The organism is Streptomyces minutiscleroticus (assembly GCF_014650875.1).
GTDB lineage: Bacteria > Actinomycetota > Actinomycetes > Streptomycetales > Streptomycetaceae > Streptomyces > Streptomyces minutiscleroticus.
On sequence record NZ_BMVU01000016.1, the window covers coordinates 90046 to 112046 of the forward strand.

At 74.0% G+C, this 22001-nt stretch carries 19 protein-coding genes; 3 read left to right on the forward strand and 16 right to left on the reverse strand.

Annotation, left to right across the window (positions count from 1 at the left end; translation table 11 throughout):
• Positions 1 to 3: 3 nt before the first annotated feature.
• Together IE271_RS17955 and IE271_RS17960 are read left to right on the forward strand one after the other, a co-directional pair.
• Entirely contained in the window at positions 4 to 471 is a 468-nt protein-coding gene (locus tag IE271_RS17955; RefSeq protein WP_190191350.1) for a GNAT family N-acetyltransferase, read from the forward strand.
• Positions 472 to 600: 129 nt separating this feature from the next.
• Entirely contained in the window at positions 601 to 2061 is a 1461-nt protein-coding gene (locus IE271_RS17960) for a peptidoglycan D,D-transpeptidase FtsI family protein (protein WP_190191351.1), read from the forward strand.
• A gap of 67 nt (positions 2062 to 2128) precedes the next feature.
• Here IE271_RS17960 and IE271_RS17965 read toward each other — a convergent pair whose 3' ends face one another.
• A complete protein-coding gene (locus IE271_RS17965; protein WP_190191352.1) occupies positions 2129 to 3580 on the reverse strand; it encodes an NCS2 family permease in 1452 nt (483 codons plus the stop codon).
• Between the two features lie 301 nt (positions 3581 to 3881).
• On the opposite strand from IE271_RS17965, the gene IE271_RS17970 reads away from it, so the two are divergent.
• Positions 3882 to 4478, forward strand: coding sequence for a SigE family RNA polymerase sigma factor (locus IE271_RS17970; protein ID WP_190191353.1), 597 nt, complete (start codon positions 3882 to 3884; stop codon positions 4476 to 4478).
• A 190-nt stretch (positions 4479 to 4668) separates the two neighbouring features.
• Here IE271_RS17970 and IE271_RS17975 read toward each other — a convergent pair whose 3' ends face one another.
• From IE271_RS17975 to IE271_RS18045, 15 genes are all read right to left on the reverse strand, one after another.
• Positions 4669 to 5724, reverse strand: coding sequence for a dienelactone hydrolase family protein (locus IE271_RS17975; protein ID WP_229919393.1), 1056 nt, complete (start codon positions 5722 to 5724; stop codon positions 4669 to 4671).
• 148 nt (positions 5725 to 5872) lie between these two features.
• On the reverse strand, positions 5873 to 6991 hold the full coding sequence (locus tag IE271_RS17980; protein ID WP_190191354.1) for a pectinesterase family protein: 1119 nt from the start codon (positions 6989 to 6991) through the stop codon (positions 5873 to 5875).
• A 2-nt stretch (positions 6992 to 6993) separates the two neighbouring features.
• Entirely contained in the window at positions 6994 to 8322 is a 1329-nt protein-coding gene (locus tag IE271_RS17985; protein WP_190191355.1) for a pectate lyase family protein, read from the reverse strand.
• A gap of 57 nt (positions 8323 to 8379) precedes the next feature.
• On the reverse strand, positions 8380 to 8847 hold the full coding sequence (locus tag IE271_RS17990; RefSeq protein ID WP_190191356.1) for an SGNH/GDSL hydrolase family protein: 468 nt from the start codon (positions 8845 to 8847) through the stop codon (positions 8380 to 8382).
• Between the two features lie 142 nt (positions 8848 to 8989).
• The gene (locus IE271_RS17995; protein ID WP_190191357.1) at positions 8990 to 10339 is read right to left on the reverse strand and encodes an ABC transporter substrate-binding protein; all 1350 of its coding nucleotides are present in this window, start codon (positions 10337 to 10339) and stop codon (positions 8990 to 8992) included.
• A 265-nt stretch (positions 10340 to 10604) separates the two neighbouring features.
• Positions 10605 to 12215: a glycoside hydrolase family 43 protein gene (locus IE271_RS18000; RefSeq protein ID WP_190191358.1), complete on the reverse strand. Its 1611-nt coding sequence runs from the start codon at positions 12213 to 12215 to the stop codon at positions 10605 to 10607.
• On the reverse strand, positions 12212 to 13051 hold the full coding sequence (locus IE271_RS18005) for a DUF6807 domain-containing protein (RefSeq protein WP_190191359.1): 840 nt from the start codon (positions 13049 to 13051) through the stop codon (positions 12212 to 12214). The genes IE271_RS18000 and IE271_RS18005 overlap by 4 nt, the downstream gene beginning before the upstream one ends.
• Positions 13051 to 14223 carry a Gfo/Idh/MocA family protein gene (locus tag IE271_RS18010; RefSeq protein WP_190191360.1) on the reverse strand — a complete coding sequence of 391 codons (1173 nt, stop codon included), beginning with the start codon at positions 14221 to 14223 and terminating at the stop codon, positions 13051 to 13053. Before IE271_RS18010 ends, IE271_RS18005 begins: the two co-directional genes overlap by 1 nt.
• Positions 14220 to 15122 (reverse strand): carbohydrate ABC transporter permease, encoded by a 903-nt coding sequence (locus IE271_RS18015; RefSeq protein WP_190191361.1) that lies wholly within the window; start codon positions 15120 to 15122, stop codon positions 14220 to 14222. Before IE271_RS18015 ends, IE271_RS18010 begins: the two co-directional genes overlap by 4 nt.
• Positions 15119 to 16054 (reverse strand): carbohydrate ABC transporter permease, encoded by a 936-nt coding sequence (locus IE271_RS18020; protein ID WP_190191362.1) that lies wholly within the window; start codon positions 16052 to 16054, stop codon positions 15119 to 15121. Before IE271_RS18020 ends, IE271_RS18015 begins: the two co-directional genes overlap by 4 nt.
• 126 nt (positions 16055 to 16180) lie before the next feature.
• Positions 16181 to 17911: an L-arabinonate dehydratase gene (gene araD / locus IE271_RS18025; RefSeq protein ID WP_190191363.1), complete on the reverse strand. Its 1731-nt coding sequence runs from the start codon at positions 17909 to 17911 to the stop codon at positions 16181 to 16183.
• Positions 17908 to 18825 carry a dihydrodipicolinate synthase family protein gene (locus IE271_RS18030; RefSeq protein WP_190191364.1) on the reverse strand — a complete coding sequence of 306 codons (918 nt, stop codon included), beginning with the start codon at positions 18823 to 18825 and terminating at the stop codon, positions 17908 to 17910. Before IE271_RS18030 ends, araD begins: the two co-directional genes overlap by 4 nt.
• Positions 18822 to 19478, reverse strand: coding sequence for a GntR family transcriptional regulator (locus IE271_RS18035; RefSeq protein WP_190191365.1), 657 nt, complete (start codon positions 19476 to 19478; stop codon positions 18822 to 18824). Before IE271_RS18035 ends, IE271_RS18030 begins: the two co-directional genes overlap by 4 nt.
• Positions 19479 to 19730: 252 nt before the next feature.
• Complete coding sequence (locus IE271_RS18040) at positions 19731 to 20894, reverse strand: hypothetical protein (RefSeq protein ID WP_190191366.1); 1164 nt, start codon at positions 20892 to 20894, stop codon at positions 19731 to 19733.
• The gene (locus IE271_RS18045; protein ID WP_190191367.1) at positions 20891 to 21868 is read right to left on the reverse strand and encodes a 5-dehydro-4-deoxyglucarate dehydratase; all 978 of its coding nucleotides are present in this window, start codon (positions 21866 to 21868) and stop codon (positions 20891 to 20893) included. The genes IE271_RS18040 and IE271_RS18045 overlap by 4 nt, the downstream gene beginning before the upstream one ends.
• Positions 21869 to 22001: the final 133 nt, after the last annotated feature.

Genomic DNA, 22001 nt, shown 5'->3' on the forward strand with positions numbered 1-22001 from the left:
GCCGTGGAGGTCGAGCTGCGCGAGGTGCACGACAGCGACCTGCCGGTGTTCTACCGGCAGATGAACGACCCCGAGGCCGTCCGCATGGCCGCCTTCACCGCCCCGGACCCGGCCGACCGGACCGCCTTCGACGCCCACTGGGAGCGGCTGCGCGCCTCCCGCGACGTGGTCCGCACGGTCCTCGCCGACGGCGACGTGGTGGGCAGCGCCGCGGTGTACGGAGAGCCCGGCGAACGCGAGGTCACGTACTGGATCGACCGCGCCTACTGGGGCCGCGGCATCGCCACCGCCGCGCTGCGCGCCCTGCTCGCCGCCGTCCCGGAGCGCCCGCTGTACGCGCGCGCGGCGGCCGACAACGCCGCCTCGCGCAGGGTCCTGGAGAAGTGCGGGTTCCGCCTCACCGCGCGGGCCCGGGGGTACGCCGAGGCGCGCGGCGAGGAGATCGACGAGGTCGTCCTGGCGCTGCGGTGACCCCACGGGCCCGGAATCCGGCGCCCCGGGAGCCCACCGTCCCCGGGGACCGGCCGGTTTCATGAAGGGCACATGAGAAAACGGACGGAAGGGAACGATCCGTCCCCCTCGGCTCGTCCTTCCGTCGGGATGAACAAGACGATCAGGCGCGCATCGGTCTTCACGCTGCTGCTCGTGCTCGCCCTGCTGGTCAGGGCGACGTGGGTGCAGTTCTACGAGGGCCGGGCACTCGCGGACGACACGGACAACCGCCGGGTGGCGATCGAGCGGTACGCCCACCCGCTGGGCGACATCATCGTGGCCGGGGACGCCGTCACCGGCTCCGAGCGGACCAGCGGCGGCGACCTCGCCTACCGGCGCTCGTACCCGGACGGCGGCCTCTACGCGGCCGTGACCGGCTACAGCTCGCAGGTGTACGGGGCGACGCAGCTGGAGGGCATCTACAAGGACCTGCTGGACGGCACGGACGACCGGCTGCGCGACCCCCTCGGGGTCCTCACCGACGAGCGCGCCGACCCGGGCGACGTGGTCACCACGATCGACCCGGCCGTGCAGAGGGCCGGGTACGAGGCGCTGGGCGGCAAGAAGGGCGCGGCCGTCGCGATCGACCCGAGGACCGGGAGGATCCTCGCGGTCGTCTCCACCCCGTCGTACGACCCCTCGCGGATCAGCGGGACCACGAGCTCGGACGCGGCCGCCTGGAAGGAGCTGACCGAGGACTCCGACAAGCCGATGACGAACCGGGCGCTGCGCCGGCCGCTGCCGCCGGGCTCGACGTTCAAGCTGGTGGTCGCGGCCGCCGCGCTGGAGGACGGGCTGTACACGTCCGTGGACCAGAGGACCGACAGCGAGAACCCGTACACGCTGCCGGGCACGACGACCGTGCTGCGCAACGAGAGCGCGTCGGCGCCCTGCGAGAACGCCACGATCCGGGTGGCGCTGCAGTACTCCTGCAACAACGTCTTCGCGAAGATGGCCGTCGAGCTGGGCGAGGACAGGCTGAGGGCGATGGCGGAGAAGTTCGGCTTCAACGACGGCACGCAGGACGTGCCGGTGCGGGCGTACGCGAGCGTCTACCCCTCGGACATGGAGGAGTCGCAGGTCGGCCTGACCGGCATCGGCCAGTTCGACGTGACGGCGACGCCGCTGCAGATGGCCATGGTCTCCGCCGCCCTCGCCAACGGCGGCGAGCTGGTCTCGCCCCACATGGTGTCCACGATCGAGGACGCGGACGGCACGACCCTGGAGGACTACGACGACGCGGCGAAGACCACACGCGTCGTCCGCTCCGGCACCGCGGAGCAGCTCAGGTCCGCCATGCAAACGGTCGTCGAGGAGGGCACGGGCACGAACGCGCGGATCTCCGGCGCCACCGTCGGCGGCAAGACGGGCACGGCCCAGCACGGCGAGAACAACAGCAAGACGCCGTACGCCTGGTTCACCTCCTACGCCACCTCCGACTCCACCGGTGCGGAGGTCGCCGTCGCGGTGGTGGTCGAGCAGTCCGACGCGGCGCGATCCGAGGTCAGCGGCAACGGCCTGGCGGCGCCGGTGGCCAGGGCGATGATGCAGGCGGCGCTGCGGGACTGACCCCCGGCGCGGCAAAGGGCCGCCCCCGGTGCGCCGGGGCGGCCCTCCGCCGCGTGCGGCTCCGCGGTCACCGCACCCCGAGCAGCTGCTCCACGGGGTCGATCGCGAAGTAGACCAGGAAGAGCGCCGAGGTGCCCCACAGCAGCCAGTGGACCTCCCTGGCCCGGCCGAGGACGGTCTTGAGGAGCACGTAGGACAGGAAGCCGGCGCCGATGCCGTTGGTGATCGAGTAGGTGAACGGCATCACGGCGATGGTGAGGAAGGCCGGGACGGCGATCTCGTAGCGGTCCCAGTCGATGTGCTTGACCTGGGTCATCATCAGGAAGCCGACCGCGACCAGGGCGGGGGCGGCGGCCTGGAGCGGGACGACGGTCAGCAGCGGGGTGAGGAACAGCGCGAGGGCGAACAGGCCGCCGGTGACGAGGTTGGCGAAGCCCGTGCGCGCGCCCTCGCCGACGCCGGCCGCCGACTCGACGTAGGAGGTCGCGGAGGAGGCGGAGGCCGCGCCGCCCACGACCGCCGCGGCGCCGTCGACGAGCAGCACGCGGCCGAGGTTCGGCACCCGGCCGTCCTCGTCGAGCAGCCCGGCCTCGGCGCTGACGCCGACGACCGTGCCCATGGTGTCGAAGAAGTCGGACAGCAGCAGGGTGAAGACCAGCAGCACGACCGTGATCGCGCCGGTCCGCCCGAAGGCCCCGAACAGGCTGAAGTCGCCGAGCAGCCCGAAGTCCGGCGCGGCCACCACGTCGTCGGGGAGCTTCGGAGCGGTCAGGCCCCAGCTCTCCACGTCGGCCACCGCCTCGACGGCGATCGCGACGGCCGTCATGGCGGCGATGCCGATGAGCAGGGCGCCCTTGACCCCGCGGGCCAGCAGGGCGACGGTCAGCAGCACGCCCAGGCAGAAGACGAGGGCCGGCCAGCCGGTGAGCGCGCCGCTCCCGCCGAGCTGCACCGGCACGGTGGTGTGCGCGGCGTCCGGTACGCGGGTGACGAAGCCCGCGTCGACGAAGCCGATGAACGCGATGAACAGGCCGATGCCGACGCCGGTCGCCTGCTTCAGCGGCTGCGGTATCGCGCGCATGACCGCCTCGCGCAGCCCGGTCACCACCAGGACGCAGATCAGCAGGCCCTCCAGCACGATCAGGCCCATCGCGTCGTCCCAGCTCATCAGCGGGGCGATCTGGAAGGCGACGACGGCGTTGATGCCGAGGCCCGCGGCGAGCGCGAGCGGCAGGTTGCCGCCGACGCCCATGGCCACCGTCGTCACGGCGGCCACGAGGGCGGTGGCGGTGACCAGTTGGACGCTGTCGAGCCGCTGCCCGAACCTGTCCTCGGCGCTGCCGAGGACGAGGGGGTTCAGGACGAGGATGTAGGCCATCGTGAAGAACGTGGCGAAGCCGCCGCGCACTTCACGGCCCAGGGTCGACCCCCGCTCGGAGATCCTGAAGAACCGGTCGACGCGGCTCGCCGCGGGCGGCCCGCCCCCCGGGCGGCCGGCCGTCTCCTGCGCTGCGGACATGGCGGATGCTCCTCCGTGCTGACGTGCCCGTCGTACCGGGCGTACGGGTGCGCGTGTGCTGGCTGGATTGTTCCCGTGGTGAACGGGTTTCGGGTTTTCCCCGTGTTACGGAATGAAGTTCGGCTTGCCAGACGGTGTCCGAGGGACCGCACGCGCACCGATACTTCTCCCGGCTCCCGTCCGTCCGCCCGTTCCGGGGCGTCCGCCGGTGTCCGGAGGGGCTGTGCACGGCCGTCGTACGCGCCACCGCACGGGCCGCCGGTCCGGCGCGGCAACCGGTTCCGACAGGGAGGGGCGCTCCGTGGACACGGTCGAGGAGGACTCCGTCCGCGCGGAGTTCCACGCCTTCTTCGCACGGCACCACGCCGAACTGGCCCGGCAGGCCCGGCTGCTGACGGGCGGGGCGGACGGCGCGGACGACCTGGCGGCGGACGCGCTGCTGGCGCTGTGGTTCCACTGGGACCGGGTGCGCGCGGCCCGGCACCCGGTGGCGTACGCCCGCGGCGTGGTCGCCCACCTGGCCCGCAGCCGGATCCGCGGCGCCGCGCGCGAGCGCAGGCGGATCGCCCTGTTCTGCGCGCGGCGCGGCGAGCGGGCCGAGGACCCGGACGTGCCGGCGGTGGTGGACGTCCAGGGGGCGCTGCGCAGACTGCCGTTCCGCAAGCGGGTGTGCGTGGTGCTGCGCCACGCCTGCGACCTCTCGGAGAAGGAGACCGCGCTGACCCTGGGGGTGACCGTCGGCACGGTCAAGAGCCAGACGTCGAAGGGGGTCGTCGAGCTGCGGCGGCTGCTGCTCCGCGCGGAGGAGGAGCCCCCGCGCCCCCCGGCGCCGGACGGCCCGGCCGCGCGGAGCGGCCGGGCCCGGCAGGGCGGCCCGGCCCGTCGCGGCCACGGCTGACACCGCGGTCGCGGCCGGGACGCGGTGCCGACCGCGACCGCGTCCCGCCGGGTCCGTGCCCCGCCGGGTCCGCGTCCCGTCGGCACCGGGTGACGCTGCCGCCCCGGGGCCGCTCGTCCCGGCGCTCCCCGGCCCGGCGCCGACGGCTCGCCGGGACCGACGGCTCACCGGGGCCGGGGAGGGCCGGGCCTCACAGGACGGCGTCCAGCCAGGCGAAGACCTCGTCCTGCATGCGGTCCGCGAAGACGTGGCCGAGATCCGGCCACACCTCGGTGACCAGCCGGTCCCCGGCGCGGCGCGAGCGCCACACGGCGCGCAACCTCCCGTACGCCGCCCTGACGCCCTCGGTGCTGAACAGGGTGTCCCGGCCGCCGTGGAAGAACAGCATCGGCCGGGGCGCGGCGATGCTCGCCACGTCGGGGATGTCCAGGTGCCGGGCGAGGCCGGGGTGGAGCATGTAGTACGCCGACTGCCCGCGCAGCGTGTTGTTGCCGGGCACCATCATCTCCTTGAGCCCGGTCATCCAGCACACGCTCGCGGCCGCCGCCACGTCGTCGCTGAGCGCGGCCGTCTGCCAGGCGCGGTGGGCGCCCATGGAGAAGCCGACGGCGGCCACCCGGCGCCGGTCCACCCGGCCGAGCCCGGCAAGGAACCGGGCCGCCCGCACGTCCTCGCGGGCCGTCAGCCCGGCGAGCGAGGACCCGAGGTGGAAGAGGTTGCTCGCCAGCGCCTGCTGCCGCTCGTACGTCAGGGGGCCACGGTCGCCCCAGCCCAGCGCGTCCACCGCGAGGACGACGTAGCCGCGCCGGGCCAGCTCGTCGCCGACGAACCGCCCGCTGAAGCACCGCGCGGCCCACTCCCGCGCGGAGGCGAGGCGCGTGTCGTCGTACCAGGGCGCGACCAGCTTCTCCTTGCCGATGTCGAACCTGGAGCCGTGGTCGTGGAGGAGCAGCACGGCCGGGAAGGGGCCCCGGCCGTGCGGGGTCAGCAGGGCGCCGCGCACCCGGCCGTAGCGGGTCAGGGCGAAGGTCACCAGCTCGCGCGTGTACCCGTCGGCCTCCGCGCGCTCGCCGTACTCCGGCGCGTACGGGGTGTCGTCCTCCCCCGCGACCAGCAGCTCCTCGACCTTGGCGCGGGCGGTGCGCCGCCAGGCGCGGAAGTCGCGGACGGGCGAGGTGCCCCAGGCGAGCGGGAAGCGCAGCTCGTCCTTGAGGAGCTGGTGGAAGGCGGGCAGGTCGCCCTCCACGACGCCGTACGCCGCCCCGCCGGCCGCGGCGGCCGGGACCGCCGGAACCACCGGCTCCCCCTGCCCCGGCGACGCCGCCGGGGCGGGGGTGGCGCCGGCCGCCGCCAGGCCGCCGGCGAGCCCGGTGAGGAGGGCGCGCCGGTGCACCTCAGCGCCCCTTCCAGGGCGTCCAGTCACCGAGGTACGCCTCCCGGGTGTGGGCTCCGGCCTCCGCGCGCGTGAGCTGCGGCCGGTTCTCCGGGACGGTGACGACCGCGCCCGGGCCCGTGTTGCGGTACTCGGCGAACCGCTGGTCCTGCCACGGATACCCGGACGCCATGTTCGTGTACGGCGCCACCGCGTCGACGCCGGGACCGAGGCGGGTCTCGCGCACGGTCAGCATCGGACGGGCGGTGGTGTCCGAGCTGGGCACCCAGGGGCGGGCCAGCTTGTAGTAGCCGTCGGGGGCCCCGCTCGTCACCCGGCTGCGGGTCACCAGGTAGCCGCGCGGGTTGGCGCCCGCGGTGGACGGCGCGAAGACGAAGCCGTACGGGGCGCCGGCCAGGTCCGTGCGGGTCAGTGTGCGGAAGTGGCAGTGCTCGTACACGGCGGTGGCCCGGCCGAACACGAAGTCCACGTCGCCCTCGACATGGCAGTACGCGTAGTACTGCCGGGCGAAGGCGGAGAGCGCCCGCGTGTCGGCGTACAGGGTGTCCTGGTGGCCGAGGAACCGGCAGTGGTGGAAGGCGGACCGGTCGCCCTGTGCCTTGAGCGCGACGGCCTGGGTGCCGCTCACTCCCGGATGGTCGGCGCGCAGCCAGTCGTTGGCGAAGGTGAGGTGCCGGGCGGTGAACCCGTCCGCGGCCAGGGTGACGGTGGCCGACCCGGACGTGCCGTAGGTGCCCGAGCCGTCCGGCTTCGGCGTGCCCGCCGCGTTGTCGTGCACGAGGGTGACGTCCCGGGCGTCGTCCGAGGCCCCGATCCAGGTCATCTCCGTGCGGGCGGCGTCCACCGCGACCGTCCCGCGGTAGGTGCCGGGCGCGACGACCAGCGTGTACCCGCTGCCCGCCGCGTCCACGGCGGCCTGCACGGTGGTGTGGTCGCCGAGGCCGCCGGGGTGGACGTACAGGGTGCGCGCGTTCAGCCGCGCGCGCGGGGAGCCGTACCGGCCGAAGGGGGAGCGCCGTCCGCGGGCCCGGGCGGGCGGGGCGAGTCCCACCGCGAGCGCGGCGCCGGCACCGGCGGCCGCGCCGACGAACGACCTCCTGCTCACGGAGGGCCGCTCCATGGTCACCTCACCTTCCCGGCGCCCGCGCCCAGGGCGACGACCACCGGCACGAGCAGGGGCGGGTCGACCCTGGTGCGCAGCGTGGGCGTCCAGCCGGCGCCCGGCCGGAGGGTCTCCTCCGGGATCTCCGCGTTGTGCACGGCGATGAGGTCCGTCCGCTTGCCGTTGACGTGGTTGTCCTTCGCGGTGAGCGGGGCCTCGCTCCACTTCTTCAGCGTCTTGGCGGCGCTGACGCCGGCCGGGAGGGAGAAGGCGTTCTTCTCGGCGTACAGCTGCGAGGAGGCGCCGACGCCGAAGGAGTAGCCGTACTTCTGGTCCTCGGTGACCACATAGTGGTTGTTGTAGGCGTCGACCTGGCCGAAGCGGACGCGGGGGCCGCGCTCGACGATGCCCTCGAAGCGGTTGTGGTGCAGGGTCACCTTGAGCTTGCCGGCGTCGGTGGCACCGGCGCCGTCGCTGTTGCCGATGAGCATCGTCTTGTCGTGGTCCTCGAACGAGTTCCAGGACGCGGTCACGTGGTTCGCGCCGCGTACGACGTCGAGCAGGCCGTCGTGCCGCTGGTAGGTCCGGCCGAAGTAGGTGGGGAGCGTGCTGTCCGGGTAGCGGCCGTCGGTGAGCGTGTTGTGGTCGATCCACACGTGGGTGGAGCCGTGGACGACGACCGCGTCGTACTCGGAGTTCCAGGCGCCGCCGTCGCCGTCGGTCGGGTCCCACTGGGGGAAGCAGTCGAGGGGCGCCTCGACGGTGAGGTTGCGGACGATGACGTTGTCCGCGTCCCTGATCTGGAGGCTGCCGCCTCTGATGCCCGCGCCCCTGCCGACGCCGACGACGGTGGTGTTGGAGGGGACGTCGACCTTGATGGCCTCGTCCTGGGCGGCGGCGGAGGCCGCGCGCAGGCCCTCGGGACTGTCGGCGGGCTCGCCGGACAGGTCCTCGTCCAGGCCCCAGTTCTCCGGGGAGTACTTCTCCAGGTAGGCGTCGAAGTCGTAGCCCTCGGCCTCGAAGGAGGCGCAGCCCTCGGCGACGGGGTCGATGACGCCCTTCACCTTGACGATCTTCGGGGCGTCGCCGCCGGCGGCGAGCGCGGCCCTGAACCCGGCCCAGGTGGTGACCGTGTACACGTGGTCCTTGCCGGCGGCGGCGCCGCCCGTGGTCCCGGTGCCCTCGGAGGCCCAGCCGTCGTGCGCGGCGAGGGTCTGCCGGGCGAGGTCGCGGGAGCGGCCGTGACCGGTGGCGGAGGCGGTGGTGGCGGTGACCGCGAGGACGAGCGCGGTGCAGCCGGCGAGGGCGGTGACGCGAGTGGCAGGTACATGCCATGCATGGATACGCATGAGACGGGGTCCTCTCGGAGCTTGAGGGGTGAGAAGGGCCGGGGCGGCGGTACGGGCCTACGCCTCGGGCCAGGTGATCCAGGACTCGGGGACCTCGGCGCCCAGGCGGCGCACGTCGTGGGGCGCGAGGACCCGCCGGTCCCGCAGCGCGCGGGCGACGAGCCGGGCCACGGCGATCGCGCCCGGCGGGTCGAAGTGGGTGTTGTCCTGCTCGGTGGCGGTCCGGTTGAAGTAGGTCTTGGTCCCCTCCGGGCCCAGCCGCTGCCACAGGGCGAGCGGGAGTGCCTGGACGTCGAGCAGCGCGACGTGCTCCTCCTCGGCGAGGGCGCGCATCGCGGCCGGGTACTCCCCGTGGGTCGGCAGCGCGGTGCCGTAGCCGGTCTCGGGGGCGGCGTCGGCGTACTTCCGGGCGGCGGTGGAGTCGCCCGCGATGTGGACGGTGCGCGGGCGGCGGGCGCCGCGCGCGGCCTCGGGCGCGGGGGACGCGGCGGTCGCCGCGGTGACCTGTCTGCGGGTGGGGGACACGTCGGTGTGTCTCGCTTTCGGGGGCGGAGCGGACCGGTGCGGAGGGTGCGTGCGCGCGCGGGGACACGCGCACGCACCCGGGACGTGCACGGTGGGGGCGTGCACGCGGCGGTGGGGTACGCCGGGGGGAGCGGGCCGGTGATCAGCCCTGCTGTTCCTTCCACTCCGCCTGGGCCTCGTTGAGCTGCTCGGCCATCGTGTCCAGGAAGCTCTTGGCGGACATCTTGCCCAGCAGGACCTTCTGGAAGTCGGCCTCGTTGTCGGCCTTGGAGATGGTGTTCCAGTCCGGCAGGTAGTACGGCAGCTGCACGATCTCGGTGCTGTCGCTGTTCAACGCCTCGGCCGCGAGCTTCGTCGGCTCCGCCTTCTGGATCCAGGCGTCCCCGGCGGCGTCGGTGTTCGCCGGGACCTGGCCCGCCGACTCGTTGAACTTGGAGTTCTCCGCGGCCGAGACGGCGAACTCGACGAACTTCCAGGCGGCCGCCTTGTTCTTGCTGGACTTGAAGACGCTCAGGCCGTCGACCGGGTTGGAGACCTGCACGCGGGTGCCGTCGTCCAGCGTCGGGTTGGGGATGCCCTTGAACTTCCCCTCGCCCAGCGCCTTCAGGTGGTCCTGGTAGGAGCCCAGGTTGTGGCTCAGCATGCCGATGGTGCCGCTGTCCCACTGGGCGACCATCTTCGTGAAGTCGTTGTTGACGTCCGCGGACGGGGTGTTCTTCTTGTAGAGGGCGACGTACTTCTCCAGGGCCGCCACGTTCTTCGGGTCGTTGACGGTCGTCTTGTCGCCGTCCCAGAACGAGGTGATGCCGGTCTGGCCGTACACCGCGTCCAGGGCGGGCGCGATGGACCCCTCGCCGCCCCGGATGGTGAAGCCGAACGCGTTCTTCCCCTTGTCCGTGAGCTTCTCGGCGGCCTCGTAGAACTTCGACCAGGTGGTCGGCGCGTCCAGGCCGGCCTTCTCGAACAGGTCCGTGCGGTACCAGAGCGTGCCGTTGTTGGCGGAGGTCGGTATCTGGTACAGCTCGTCCCCGCCGCCCGCGGCCCGGCTGCTGTCGACCAGGTTCTCGTTCAGCCTGCCGTTCAGGGAGCTCTTTCCCAGCCGGTCGTCCAGCGGCTCCAGCGCGTTCTGCGCCGCCATCCCCGCGAGCATCGCGGTGCCCACGCCGCCGACGTCGGGCAGGCCGCCGCCCTGGATGGCGGTGTCGTACTTGGACTGGGCGTCCGCCGCGGGGATGCCCACGTACTTGACCTCGATGTCCGGGTACTTCTTCTCGAAGTCCTCGATGACCTCCATCCAGATGTCGCGGCGGACGGCGGTGTTGTTGTCCCAGAAGGTGATCTCGCCCTTGCCCGAGCCCTCGCCTCCCTTGTCGCCCGCGGCGCCGCTGCCGTCGTCGCCGCAGGCGGTGGCGGTCAGCGCGAGCACGGCGCCCAGGACGACGGCGGCCGGGCGTCGCCCGCCTCTGCTGCTCCTGCGAATGCTGCTCTTCATGGTCGGCTCTCTTCTTCCGGTCGTTCCGGATGCGGCGTGGTGAACGGTGGTGCGGGTGCGTGCGCGGGGCCGGAGCCCGCGGCGCGGTGGGGTCGTGCCGCCGGTGGTCCCGCTGCCGGTGTCGGCGGTCCCGCCGTCAGCGGTCCTGTCGTCGGCGGTCCTGTCGGCTGCCGGGGTCCCGCCCGGCCCTGGCAAGCGCTTGCTACGACGGTGCTGCGTCATGGCGGCTCCCGGACGCCGTACGGGGACGGGGTGCGGCGGGCCCTCAGCGGGCCCGTGGTGCGGGGGTGACGCGGAACCGCGTGAAGGTGGCCGGACCCGCGCCCCCGCCGTCCTCTCCGGCCCCGCCCGGGCCGTCGCCCGGCGCGCGGGCGAAGAGGCCGAGCAGGGCGCCGACCCAGCGCCAGGGGGTGGCGGCGAAGACGGGTCCTGACGACGGCCTGCGCCCGTCCCCGACGTCGTAGGAGAAGCGGCAGCGCGCGCCGGGGCCGGTCTCGATCCACAGCCGGGCCCGTCCGGCGGGCGCCGCCACCGGGGGCGCCGCGTCCCGCTCCGGGGGCGCGGGCGGCGCCCCGGCCGCGGACTCGGCGAACCGGTGCACCAGCAGCACGGACCCGTCCGCCTCCCGCCGCAGCCCGATCCAGGCGTACGCGTCCCCGAGCACGGCGAGCCCCGCCCGGGCGCCCGGCGCGGTGCCGCCGAGGCTCAGGTCCACCGTGACCACGGCGGGGACGCCGGGCAGCCGCTGGGTCAGGACGTGCGGCAGCGCGCGCAGGTCGTCCGCTCCCCCGGTCCGTACGCAGGCCAGCCGCAGGCCGTCGCCCGCGTGCGGGACGGTCCAGCCGTCGCGGGGGTTGGCGGTCCACTGCCACTGCGGCCCGAACCGGCCGCCGGGGAAGTCGTCGTCGGTGGCGGGCGCGGCCGGCGGCTGCGCCGGCAGGTCCGGCTTGCGGTGCGTGCGGACGGGTTCGCCCGCGTCCCCGATCACCGGCCAGCCGCCCTCGCCGTCCCCGCCGTCCCCGGCTCCGCTCCAGCGCATCGGCTGCAGGTGCACCACCCGCCCGTACGCACCCCGCGCCTGGAAGTGCGCGAACCAGTCCTCGCCCGACGGGGTGTCCACCCAGGCGCCCTGGTGCGGGCCGTTGACGTCGGTGCCGCCCTGCTCCAGGACGATCCGCTCCTCGTACGGGCCGAAGAACTCCCGCGAGCGGAAGGCGCCCTGCCAGCCGGTCTCCACGCTTCCGGCGGGCGCGAGGATCCAGAACCAGCCGTCGCGCCGGTACAGCTTCGGGCCCTCCAGCGTGAACCAGCCCGGGATGCGGTCGGCGTCGACGATCACCCTGCCGTCGTCGAGCAGGCCGGTGGCGTCGGGCCGCATGCGGTGGCCGGTGAGCCGGTTCTTGATCCCGGAGCGGGAGCGGGCCCAGGCGTGCACGAGGTACGCCTCGCCCGTCCCCCCGTCCCACAGCGGGCACGGGTCGATGAGCCCCCTGCCCTCCTTGACCAGGTGCGGCGCGGTCCACGGACCCCGTACGTCCGGGGCGCTGACCTGGAAGATCCCGTGGTCGGGGTCGCCCCAGAAGATCCAGAAGCGGCCACCGTGGTGGCGCAGGGACGGCGCCCACACCCCGCGGTCGTGGCGCGGGACGGCGAACTCCCGCGCCGGTTCGAGGCGGTCCAGGGCGTGCCCGACGAGGGTCCAGTTCACCAGGTCGCGGGAGTGCAACAGGGGCAGCCCCGGCGCGCGCCCGAAGCTGGAGGCGGTGAGGTAGAAGTCCTCTCCGACGCGGATCACGTCGGGGTCGGACCAGTCGGCGTCCAGGACCGGGTTGCGGTACGTGCCGTCGCCGAGGTCGGCGGAGAAGGACGCGTTCACGGGCTGACCGCCTTCCCGGCCAGGGCCGCCGCCTCGTCCCTGCCGAGGCGGCCGTCGGCGACGACGGTGACGACCCGGCGCACCGCCGTGCCGCCGGCCGGGATCTCCAGGCGCGCGTCGTGGGCGAGGGAGGAGCCGACGCCCGGGTACTCGGCGGTGCGCACGAACCACGGGTCCCGCCGGGTGCGGTCGGTCGCCCCGGCGAAGACCAGGGTCCACGCGCCGCCGACCAGGGCGACCCAGTCGGCGCACCGGCCGTGCACCGCCTCCTCCCCCTCGGCGTGCGCGGTGAACACGCCGGGCGGCGCGGACTCCTTGCGGGCCCGCCAGAAGAAGCCGCCGTACGCGGCGCCCGGGCGGCCGTTCGTCGCGGGGCTGCCGATCGACAGCGGGCCGGAGGTGGTGTTGGTGAGGGAGAAGGTGAAGTCCAGCGCCCAGGCGGTGTCGGTGAGTCCGACGGCCGCGACCGTGCGCCGCTCGCGCAGCAGCTCGCCGCCCCCGGCCACCCAGCGCAGCTCCGCCACGAACCCGTCGGGGTCGCACAGCCGGAAGCCGGTGTGCCGCTGGGCCCCGTGGTTGTCCAGCTCGGTGGGGCCCCGGTCGCGGACGAAGGTGCGCCCGCCCCAGAAGTTGTGCCCCTCGACGTCGGGAACGGCGACACCGACGCCGAGGTGGTGGAGGTGGTCGGCCGGGCTCAGCTCCGTGACGGCGGTGCCGCCCCGCGTGGTGACCGGGTGCAGATAGGGGCGGGGCGAGAGCCGGGCCGGCAGTTCCGGCCGGGTGACGTAGCGGCCGACCGGTCGGCCCGCGACGCGCAGGACCGGGGAGTCGTTCATCAGGTGCTCACCTCGTCGGTCAGCGCCCAGGAGGCGCCCAGCTCGGAGTAGAGGGCGAGGGTGTCGGCGACGGTCCCGACGAGCGCGTCGACGCCGCGCACGACGCGGCGCGGGGCGTTCTCCCCGGGGACGGCGTACCAGGCGCCGTCCGGCAGCGCGACCGGGTCCGGCGCCCGCCGGACCGCCTCCACGACCCGCATGAAGGCGCCGGTCGACTCGGGCGTCACCAGCAGCCCGGCGCGGCCCGCCAGGTGGTCGACGAGGTTCTCCAGCAGGTCGGTCCGGCCGAACTCCAGCTCGTACGGGCCGTGTCCGGAGCGCTGCACCAGGACGCGGTCCTGCTTGTACCAGAAGGTGATCCGGCCGCTGGTGCCGTGCACGAGGACGTACGGCTCGCCGGGCGCCTCGGCGCACAGGGTGGCGGCGACGGCGACGCGCCCGCCGCGCGCGGTGGTGACGCGGACGCACGAGGTGTCGTCGGACTCGATCTCGTTGGCGCGCAGCAGCTCGGTCTCGACGCCGGCCACGTCCTCGGCGCGGGTGGAGCCGTCCAGGGCCAGGGCCGTGGCGACGGCGTGCGCGAGGGGGTTGGTCAGCGCGCCGTCGACGACGTCGGCGCCGTCGAGGCGGCGCCGGCCCGCCCAGGGCGCGCGCCGGTAGTACGCCTCGTCACGGGCCCAGGCCCCGGCCGCGCCGACGCCGGTGACCCGCCCGATCGCGCCCTCGGCGAGCAGCTCCCGGATCGCGGGCACGGCGTGCGAGCCCAGCGACTGGAAGCCGATCTGGCAGGCGACCCCGGCCGCGGCCACGCCGTCGGCCATCCGGCGGAACTCCGCGTACGAGGGCGCGGGCGGCTTCTCCAGCAGCAGGTGCACGCCCCGCGCGGCGGCGGTGAGCGCCAGGTCGGTGTGGGTCGGGATGGGCGTGCAGACCACGGCGGCGGCCGCGCCCGTCGCGTCGAGCAGCGCGGCGAAGTCGGCGGACTGCAGGGGGTCGCCGAGCCCGTCCAGCTCCGGCCCGCCGAGCGGCGTCAGCTCGCAGACGCCGGCGAGGCGGACCAGGCCCGCGTCCTGCAGGCGGCGGATGTTGCGCAGGTGCCACTGCCCGTGCCCGCGGGCGCCCGCGAGGACGACCGGCAGCGGGGCCCGCCCTGCGGCGGTCGTGTCGCTCACCCCTTCACCGCCCCCGCGCTGAAGCCGGTGATGAGCCACTTCTGGATGAAGGCGAACACGATCACCACGGGGACGGCGGCGATGATGCCGCCCGCGGCCAGCGCGCCCAGGTCGACGCTGTCGGAGCTCATCAGGGTGTTGAGGCCGACGGGGATCGTCTGCCGGTCCTGGTCGCTGAGGAACATCAGGGCGAACAGGAAGTGGTTCCAGGAGTGCACGAAGGCGAAGGAGCCGACGGCGACCAGGCCGGGCCGCAGCAGCGGCAGGACCACGACGCGGAAGGCGCTGAAGCGGTTGCAGCCGTCGACCCAGGCCGCCTCCTCCAGCGAGTAGGGGACGTTCCTGATGAAGCCGCTGATCAAGATCATCGACAGCGGCAGCTGGAAGACGGTCTCGGCGATGACGACGCTGCCCAGCGAGTTGATCATCCGCAGCTCGGCGAAGATCTGGAACAGCGGCACCAGCAGCAGCGCGCCCGGTACGAACTGCGAGCACAGCAGCGCCAGCATGAAGCCGCGCTTGAGCCGGAAGTCGAAGCGGGCCAGGGCGTAGCCGCCGGCGAGCGCGACGAGCGTGGTCGTCACCAGGGTGGCGACGCCGACGAGCACGCTGTTCTGGAAGTAGGTGCCGAAGGCCCGCTCGGTCCACACCTTCTCGAAGTGCTCGAAGGTCATGGGCCAGGGCACGAGCGAGGTCGAGCCCGGCGGCCGCAGCGCGAACAGCAGGATCCAGTAGAAGGGGACGAGGGTGAAGACCAGGTACACCGACAGCGGCAGGTAGATCTGCCAGCGGGGCGCCTCGTCCCAGGCACGGCGGCGCCCGGCCGGGCGCGGCGGTTCGGGGGCCCGGTGCGCGGGCGCGGGGGCGGGCGCGGTGGCCTCGGGGATCTTGGTGATCACTTGTCGCCGCCTCCGAACTTGCTCAGCCGCAGATAGACGACCGAGCAGAACAGCAGAATCACGAACGCCACCGTGGTCAGGGCGGAGGCGTAGCCGAAGTCGTGCGCGTCGACGCTGGTGTGGGCGATGTACAGCGGCAGCGTCGTGGTCTCGCCCGCGGGCCCGCCGCCGGTGAGGGTGTAGAGGAGGTCGACGTTGTTGAACTCCCACACCGCGCGCAGCAGCGTGGACAGGATGATGGCGTCCTTCAGGTGCGGCAGCGTGATGTGGAAGAACTGCCGCAGCCGGCTCGCGCCGTCCACCTCGGCGGCCTCGTACAGGTCCTTGGAGACGGACTGGAGGTCGGCGAGGATGAGGATGGCGAAGAAGGGCACGCCGCGCCACAGGTCCGCGACGACCGCGGCCGGGAAGACGGTGGCGGTGTCGGACAGCCAGCTGGTGCCGTACTCGCCGACGCCCAGGTCCGCGAGGTAGCGGGTGATGCCCGTCTGGGAGTTGTAGAGCAGCACCCAGATCGCGGAGGTGAGGACGCCGGAGACGGCCCAGGGCGAGAAGACCAGGGCGCGGCCGAGCGCGCGGCCCACGAACGTCTGGTTGACGATCAGGGCGAGCGCGAGCCCGAACAGCAGCTGGAGTCCGACCTCGACGAGGACCCACTTGGCGCTGAAGGTGAGCGTGCCCCAGAACCGCGGGTCCTCCGTGAAGGCGCGCACGAAGTTGTCGAGGCCCGCGAAGCCGTTGCGCCAGGGCTTGGTGGGGTTGTGGTGCCGCAGGCTGTAGTAGAAGACGCTGATGACCGGGTAGGCGATGAAGCCGAGCATCAGCAGGCCGGCGGGGGCGATCAGCAGATACGGGAGTCTGCGGGGCGTCGCCGAGCCACGGCGCCGCCGGGGTGGCGCGGGCTGTTTCGCCACGGCTGCGGCTTGGGCCATGACTGTTCTCCGTTCCGTACGGGTGCGTGCGGTGAAGCGCTTCGCGCGTGGTGTCCGGCGGGTCGGCCGGGGGCGGCCGGCCGGACGGGCAGGCGTGGACCGGGTGCGTCGGGCGGGCGGGCCGGATCAGCCCGCGTAGGGGTCCGGGACCTTGCCGGGGCGGGCCAGGAAGGCGAAGTCGCAGCCGGTGTCCGCCTGGGTGATCTGTTCGTCGTAGAGGGCGCCGTAGCCCCGCTCGTACCGCTCGGGCGGCGGCGTCCAGGCCGCCCGGCGGCGCTCCAGCTCCGCGTCGTCCACGTGGAGGTGCAGGGTGCGGGCGGCGACGTCGAGGGTGATGAGGTCGCCGCCGCGCACCAGCGCCAGCGGGCCGCCGACGTGCGACTCGGGCGCCACGTGCAGCACGCAGGCACCGTAGCTGGTGCCGCTCATCCGGGCGTCGGAGATCCGCACCATGTCCCGTACGCCCTGCTTGAGCAGGTGGTCGGGGATGGGCAGCATCCCGTACTCCGGCATGCCGGGGCCGCCCCGGGGACCCGAGCCGCGCAGCACCAGCACGCTGTCGGCGGTGATGTCCAGCGACGGGTCGTCGATGGTCCGCTGCATGGTCCTGTAGTCGTCGAAGACGACCGCGGGTCCGGTGTGCCTGAGCAGGTGCGGCTCGGCGGCGATGTGCTTGATGACGGCGCCGTCCGGGCAGAGGTTGCCGCGCAGGACGGCGACCCCGCCCTCGCTCGCGACCGGGTTGTCCCGGGGGCGGATCACGTCGTCGTCGTGCACGAGGGCGCCCCGGATCTGCTCGCGCAGCGTGTCGTGCGCCACCGTCGGCCGGTCCAGGTGGAGGAGGTCGGCGATCCGGGACAGGAACCCGGGGAGCCCGCCCGCGAAGTGGAAGTCCTCCATCAGGTACTTCCGTCCGCCGGGGCGGACGTTCGCCAGCACCGGGACCGTGCGCGCGATGCGGTCGAAGTCGTCGAGCGTGAGCTTCACTCCGGCCCGGCCCGCCATCGCGATCAGGTGGATCACGGCGTTCGTGGAGCCGCCGAGCCCGAGCACGGTGGTGACGGCGTCCTCGAAGGCCTCCCGCGTGAGGATCTGCGACAGCCTCCGGTCCCCGCGCACCAGTTCCACGATCCGCAGGCCGCTCGCGGCGGCCATCCGGTCGTGCCCGGAGTCGACGGCGGGGATGCTGGACGCGCCGGGGACGGTGACGCCGAGCGCCTCGGCGGCGGCCGTCAGCGTGGACGCGGTGCCCATCGTCATGCAGTGGCCGGGCGAGCGGGCCAGACCGCTCTCCAGCTCGGCCATCTCGCAGTCGCCGATGAGCCCGGCGCGCTTGTCGTCCCAGTACTTCCACATGTCGGTGCCCGAGCCGAGGACCTCGCCCCGCCAGTGGCCCGGCAGCATGGGCCCGGCGGGCACGAACACGGCCGGCAGGTCGACGGAGGCGGCGCCCATCAGCAGCGCGGGCGTGGACTTGTCGCAGCCGCCCATCAGCACGGCCCCGTCCACCGGGTAGGAGCGCAGCAGCTCCTCGGTCTCCATCGCGAGCATGTTGCGGTAGAGCATCGGGGTCGGCTTCTGGAAGGTCTCGCTCAACGTCGACACCGGGAACTCCAGCGGGAAGCCGCCCGCCTGCCACACGCCCCGCTTGACCGCCTGCGCCCGGTCGCGCAGGTGGACGTGGCAGGGGTTGATGTCGGACCAGGTGTTGAGGATCGCGATCACCGGCTTGCCGAGGTGCTCCTCGGGCAGGTAGCCGAGCTGGCGGGTGCGGGCGCGGTGGCTGAAGGAGCGCAGTCCGTCGGTCCCGTACCACTGGTGGCTGCGCAGCCGTCTCGGCTCCTTGCTGTCGCTCATGCCGGCCACCCCGCGGCGATGGCGGCGATCTCGGCGCGCTCGGCGTCCGGCAGCGGGCTGCTCGGCGGCCGGACGTCGCGGCGGCACAGGCCGAGCGAGGCCAGCGCCTCCTTCACGACCGTCACGTTGTTGGCGGACCCGTGGGCGGCGCGCAGCTCCTCGAAGCGGCGGATCTGCTCCCACACCTTCATCGCGCCCGTGTAGTCGCCCGACCGGAGCGCTTCGATCATGTCCAGGGAGACGGCCGGCGCGACGTTGACCAGGCCCGAGGTGAACCCGGTGGCGCCGGCGGAGAAGTACGAGGGCGCGTACGGCTCGGCGAGGCCGGCGATCCACACGAAGCGCTCCAGGCCCGCGTCCCGGGCGAAGCCCGCGAACCGCGCGGCGTCCGGCACCGCGTACTTCACGCCGATGACGTTGGGGCAGGCGTCGGCCAGCTCGGCCAGGCGCGCCCCGGGCAGCCGCGCGTTGCGGACGTAGGGGACGACGCCCAGCTCGGGCACGGCCTCGGCGACGGCCCGGTGGTAGGCGACCCAGCCGCCGTCGGAGACGTAGGGGTGGACGGGCTGGTGGACCATCACCATGTCCGCCCCGGCCTCGCGGGCGTGGCGCGCCGAGGCGACGGCGGTGGGGATGTCGTGGCCGACGCCGGCCAGCACGGCGGCCCGGCCGCCCGCCTCCTCGACGGCCAGCTCGGTGACCAGCCGCCGCTCGTCGGGGTTCAGGGCGTAGAACTCGCCGGTGTTCCCGTTCGGCGTCAGCACGCGGACGCCGCCGTCGAGCAGCCGGCGCAGCAGGACGCGCTGGACGTCCGCGTCGACGGTCCCGTCCGCCGCGAAGGGGGTCACGGGGATGGCCACCACGTCGGCGAGGGCCGTCCGCCGGTCCTCGAACGTGGCTGTGGTCGCGGTCATGCCTGCTCACCCTTTCCGGGGGCCCCGGGGAAGGCCCGTCGCACGAACGACGCGATGTGCGCGTGCAGGGCCCCCGCGGCCCCGTCCGCGTCGCCCTCCTGCGCCAGCCGCAGGATCTCCCGGTGCTCGGCCGCCTCCCGCTCCCAGGAGGGGTCGGCCGCCCAGGCCACCGCCGAGACCAGCGCGGCCTGGTCGCGGACCTCGTCGAGCATCCGGGCCAGCAGCGGGTTGCCGCAGGGCGCGTACAGGGCGCGGTGGAAGGCGCGGTTGGCCAGCGAGCGCCGCGCCGTGTCCGCGGCGTCGTCGGCGTCCCGCAGTGCCGTGCGGGCCGCCTCCAGGGACGCGGCGCGCCGCACGGAGCGGCGCAGCGCCTCGGGTTCGAGCAGCAGCCGCACGTCGTAGACCGCGCGCGCCATGTCCGCGTCGACCATGCGCACCGTGGCGCCCTTGTACTGGCTCATCACGACGAGTCCGGTGCCGGCCAGGGTCTTGAGTGCCTCCCGCACGGGCGTCTTGGAGACGCCGTACTGGGCGGCCAGCTCGGTCTCGACCAGGGCCTGCCCGGAGGTCAGCTGCCCGGTCAGGATGCGGTGTTTGATCCCTTCCAGCACGTACTGCGTGCGGGAGGGGATCGGCAGGGGCACAGAGGTCATACGGGCCTCTCGAAGGGCACGGATGGCACAAAAGGGGGAGGAATCCCGAACTCGCGTATCGCGTCTCATATATGACGTACGAAGTACGACGCGACGAAGGTAGGAGCGCGCGAAGGCCCCGTCAACGCTTCTGACAAGAAAAGTCCGCATGATTTGAAAGCGCTTGCTATCACCGTGCATCCCATACACGGGCATGCCGAAGGGCCGTCCGCCCACCTCACCAGTGGACGGACGGCTCCTGCGCGGAAGCGCTTACCGAAGCTCTCGCAGGGCTTCCCGCACCTGTTCCAGGTCCTCGTCCGACGCCAGGCCGGCGTGGTAGAGCCGCAGTTCGCGCGCGCCCAGGGCGGCCGCGCGGGCCGCGTCCGCGGCCAGCGTGTGCGGGCTGCCGCCCATCCCCCGGACCACGGTGAGGTTGGCGGCCAGGATGCCCCGCCCCTGCTCGGCGAAGGGCGTCAGCAGGGCGGGGCTCCCCGTGCACGGCACGACCACGCCGTCGGCGACGGACAGGACGTGCGCGGGGTCGACGCCCGCGTTGGCGCCGCAGTGGTACGACACCGGGTCCGCGTGCAGCAGGATGCGGAAGCCGTCCGGGGCGGCCGCCCGCACCGCCGTGACGGCGTCCGTCTGCAGCTCCCGCGCGACGGCGTCCCGCCACGCGCGGGTGGCGGCGGCCGGCCCGGCGCCGAGCAGCTTCTCCACGGTCTCCCACCCGGCGTCGGACGCCTCGCCGCGCCACACCGGTTCCAGGGCCCGCCGCACGGCGGCGGCCAGTTCGTCCGGGTCGAGCCCGTGCCGCCCGTACCCGTCCCGGCAGGCGGGGCAGAAGCACAGTGACATCAGGTACTGGCCGGCCTCCCCGAGCCCCACCCCCGCGATCTTGTCGTGCGCGTGCAGGTGGGCCAGGCCGTACCAGCCCAGGGACTCCAGCTCGGTCCCCCTCGCGCCCGGCCGGACCGCGGCCTCCGCCGCCAGGTCGACCAGGTACTCGCGCGTCTCCGGCTGCGCGACGCACGGCGCCCACGGGTAGCGGTCCCCGTAGGCGTTGACGACGGAGGTGTCCGGGAACTCCTCGCCCAGGCGGGAGTTGTGGGCGAGGACCACCCAGGTGTGCACCTCCAGGCCCGCTCCGGCCAGCGCCTCGGCGGCGGTGCCGAAGGCGTCGCCCGGGGCCCAGTCCCCCGCCGGGTACGGGCGCAGCCGGCGGCCGGCCCAGCGCGCCCCGTCCGCCGGGTAGAGCACGGCCGCGTGCGGGGCGGTCACCACCCGGTGGCGCGGATGACGCGGCGTCAGCGCCCGGGTGGAGTGGTACGCGGAGGCCAGGGTCGCCTGCGCCACGCCGAGTCCGGCGATGCGCGCCGGGGCCTCGGGGTCGCCGTCGACGTCCCAGGGGTAGACGAACGCCGACGCCCTCACGCGCCCTCCCCCGCCGTCTTCCGCTCCTGCTCCTGCTCCGCGAGCAGTCCGTAGCCGCGGTCGATCAGCTGCGCCAGCTGCTTGACGTGACCCTCGGCCGGTTCGTGCAGCGGCGGGCGCACGGGCCCGACGTCGAGTCCGCGCAGCCGTACGCCCGCCTTGACCAGCGAGACGGCGTAGCCGCGGCCCTGGGCGCGCAGTTCGGTGAACGGCCGGTAGAAGCCGTCGAGCAGCCGGTTCGCCGCGGCGTCGCCGGCCGGGCCGGCGTTGAGCGCGCGGTGGAAGGCGAGCGCGATCTCGGGGGCGAAGCAGAACACGGCGGAGGAGTACAGGGTGACGCCGATGCCGCGGTAGGCGAGTCCGGTCAGCTCGGCGGTCGGCAGGCCGTTGAAGTAGAGGAAGTCGCCGGGCACCTCCGTGCGCACCGCGCTCACGGTCCGCTGCATCAGGTCGAGGTCGCCGAGGCCGTCCTTGAGGCCGACGATCCCGTCCGTGCGGGCCAGTTCGACGACGGTCCCCGGGGTGAACACGGCGTTGTCGCGCTGGTAGACGATCACGTCGAGCGGGGTCGCGGCGGCCAGTTCGCGGTAGTGCCGCAGCAGCCCCTCCTGGCCCGCGACGACGAGGTAGGGCGGCATGGCGAGGAGGCCGTCCGCGCCGGCCTCGTGCGCGAGCCGCGCGTAGCGGACGGCGAGCGCGGTGCCGTAGCCGGCGCCGGCCACCACGGGCACCCGCCCGGCGGCCTCCTCCACGGCCGCCCGGACGCAGTCCCGGAACTCCTCGGGCGTCAGGGCGTGGAACTCGCCGGTGCCGCAGCAGGCGAAGACGGCGGCGGCACCGGCCGCGACGCCGCGCCGCACGTGCTCGCGGTAGACGCCGAGGTCGACGGAGCCGTCGGGTCCGTACGCGGTGACGGGGAAGAACAGCGGCCCGCTGGGAATGCCGAGCCGGGCGGCGAGGGAGGCTGACGTCACGGGCCCTCCTGGGCAGGCAGGCGGTCACGGGCGGACGCCCGTGCATGTCTCTGATCCATGTCCATATTTCTGAACGCGCCCACGCTAAGGGCCCCTCCAAGGGGGGTCAAGCGGCGAAACATCCCTTTCAGGA

Bases quoted from the DNA above. Each gene is read 5' to 3' on its own strand.
- IE271_RS17960 (WP_190191351.1), top strand. From the start codon at position 601: ATGAACAAGACGATCAGGCGCGCATCGGTCTTCACGCTGCTGCTCGTG.
- IE271_RS17965 (WP_190191352.1), bottom strand. From the start codon at position 3,580: ATGTCCGCAGCGCAGGAGACGGCCGGCCGCCCGGGGGGCGGGCCGCCC.
- IE271_RS17980 (WP_190191354.1), bottom strand. From the start codon at position 6,991: ATGGAGCGGCCCTCCGTGAGCAGGAGGTCGTTCGTCGGCGCGGCCGCC.
- IE271_RS17985 (WP_190191355.1), bottom strand. From the start codon at position 8,322: ATGCGTATCCATGCATGGCATGTACCTGCCACTCGCGTCACCGCCCTC.
- IE271_RS17995 (WP_190191357.1), bottom strand. From the start codon at position 10,339: ATGAAGAGCAGCATTCGCAGGAGCAGCAGAGGCGGGCGACGCCCGGCC.
- IE271_RS18005 (WP_190191359.1), bottom strand. From the start codon at position 13,051: ATGAACGACTCCCCGGTCCTGCGCGTCGCGGGCCGACCGGTCGGCCGC.
- IE271_RS18020 (WP_190191362.1), bottom strand. From the start codon at position 16,054: ATGGCCCAAGCCGCAGCCGTGGCGAAACAGCCCGCGCCACCCCGGCGG.
- araD (WP_190191363.1), bottom strand. From the start codon at position 17,911: ATGAGCGACAGCAAGGAGCCGAGACGGCTGCGCAGCCACCAGTGGTAC.
- IE271_RS18030 (WP_190191364.1), bottom strand. From the start codon at position 18,825: ATGACCGCGACCACAGCCACGTTCGAGGACCGGCGGACGGCCCTCGCC.
- IE271_RS18035 (WP_190191365.1), bottom strand. From the start codon at position 19,478: ATGACCTCTGTGCCCCTGCCGATCCCCTCCCGCACGCAGTACGTGCTG.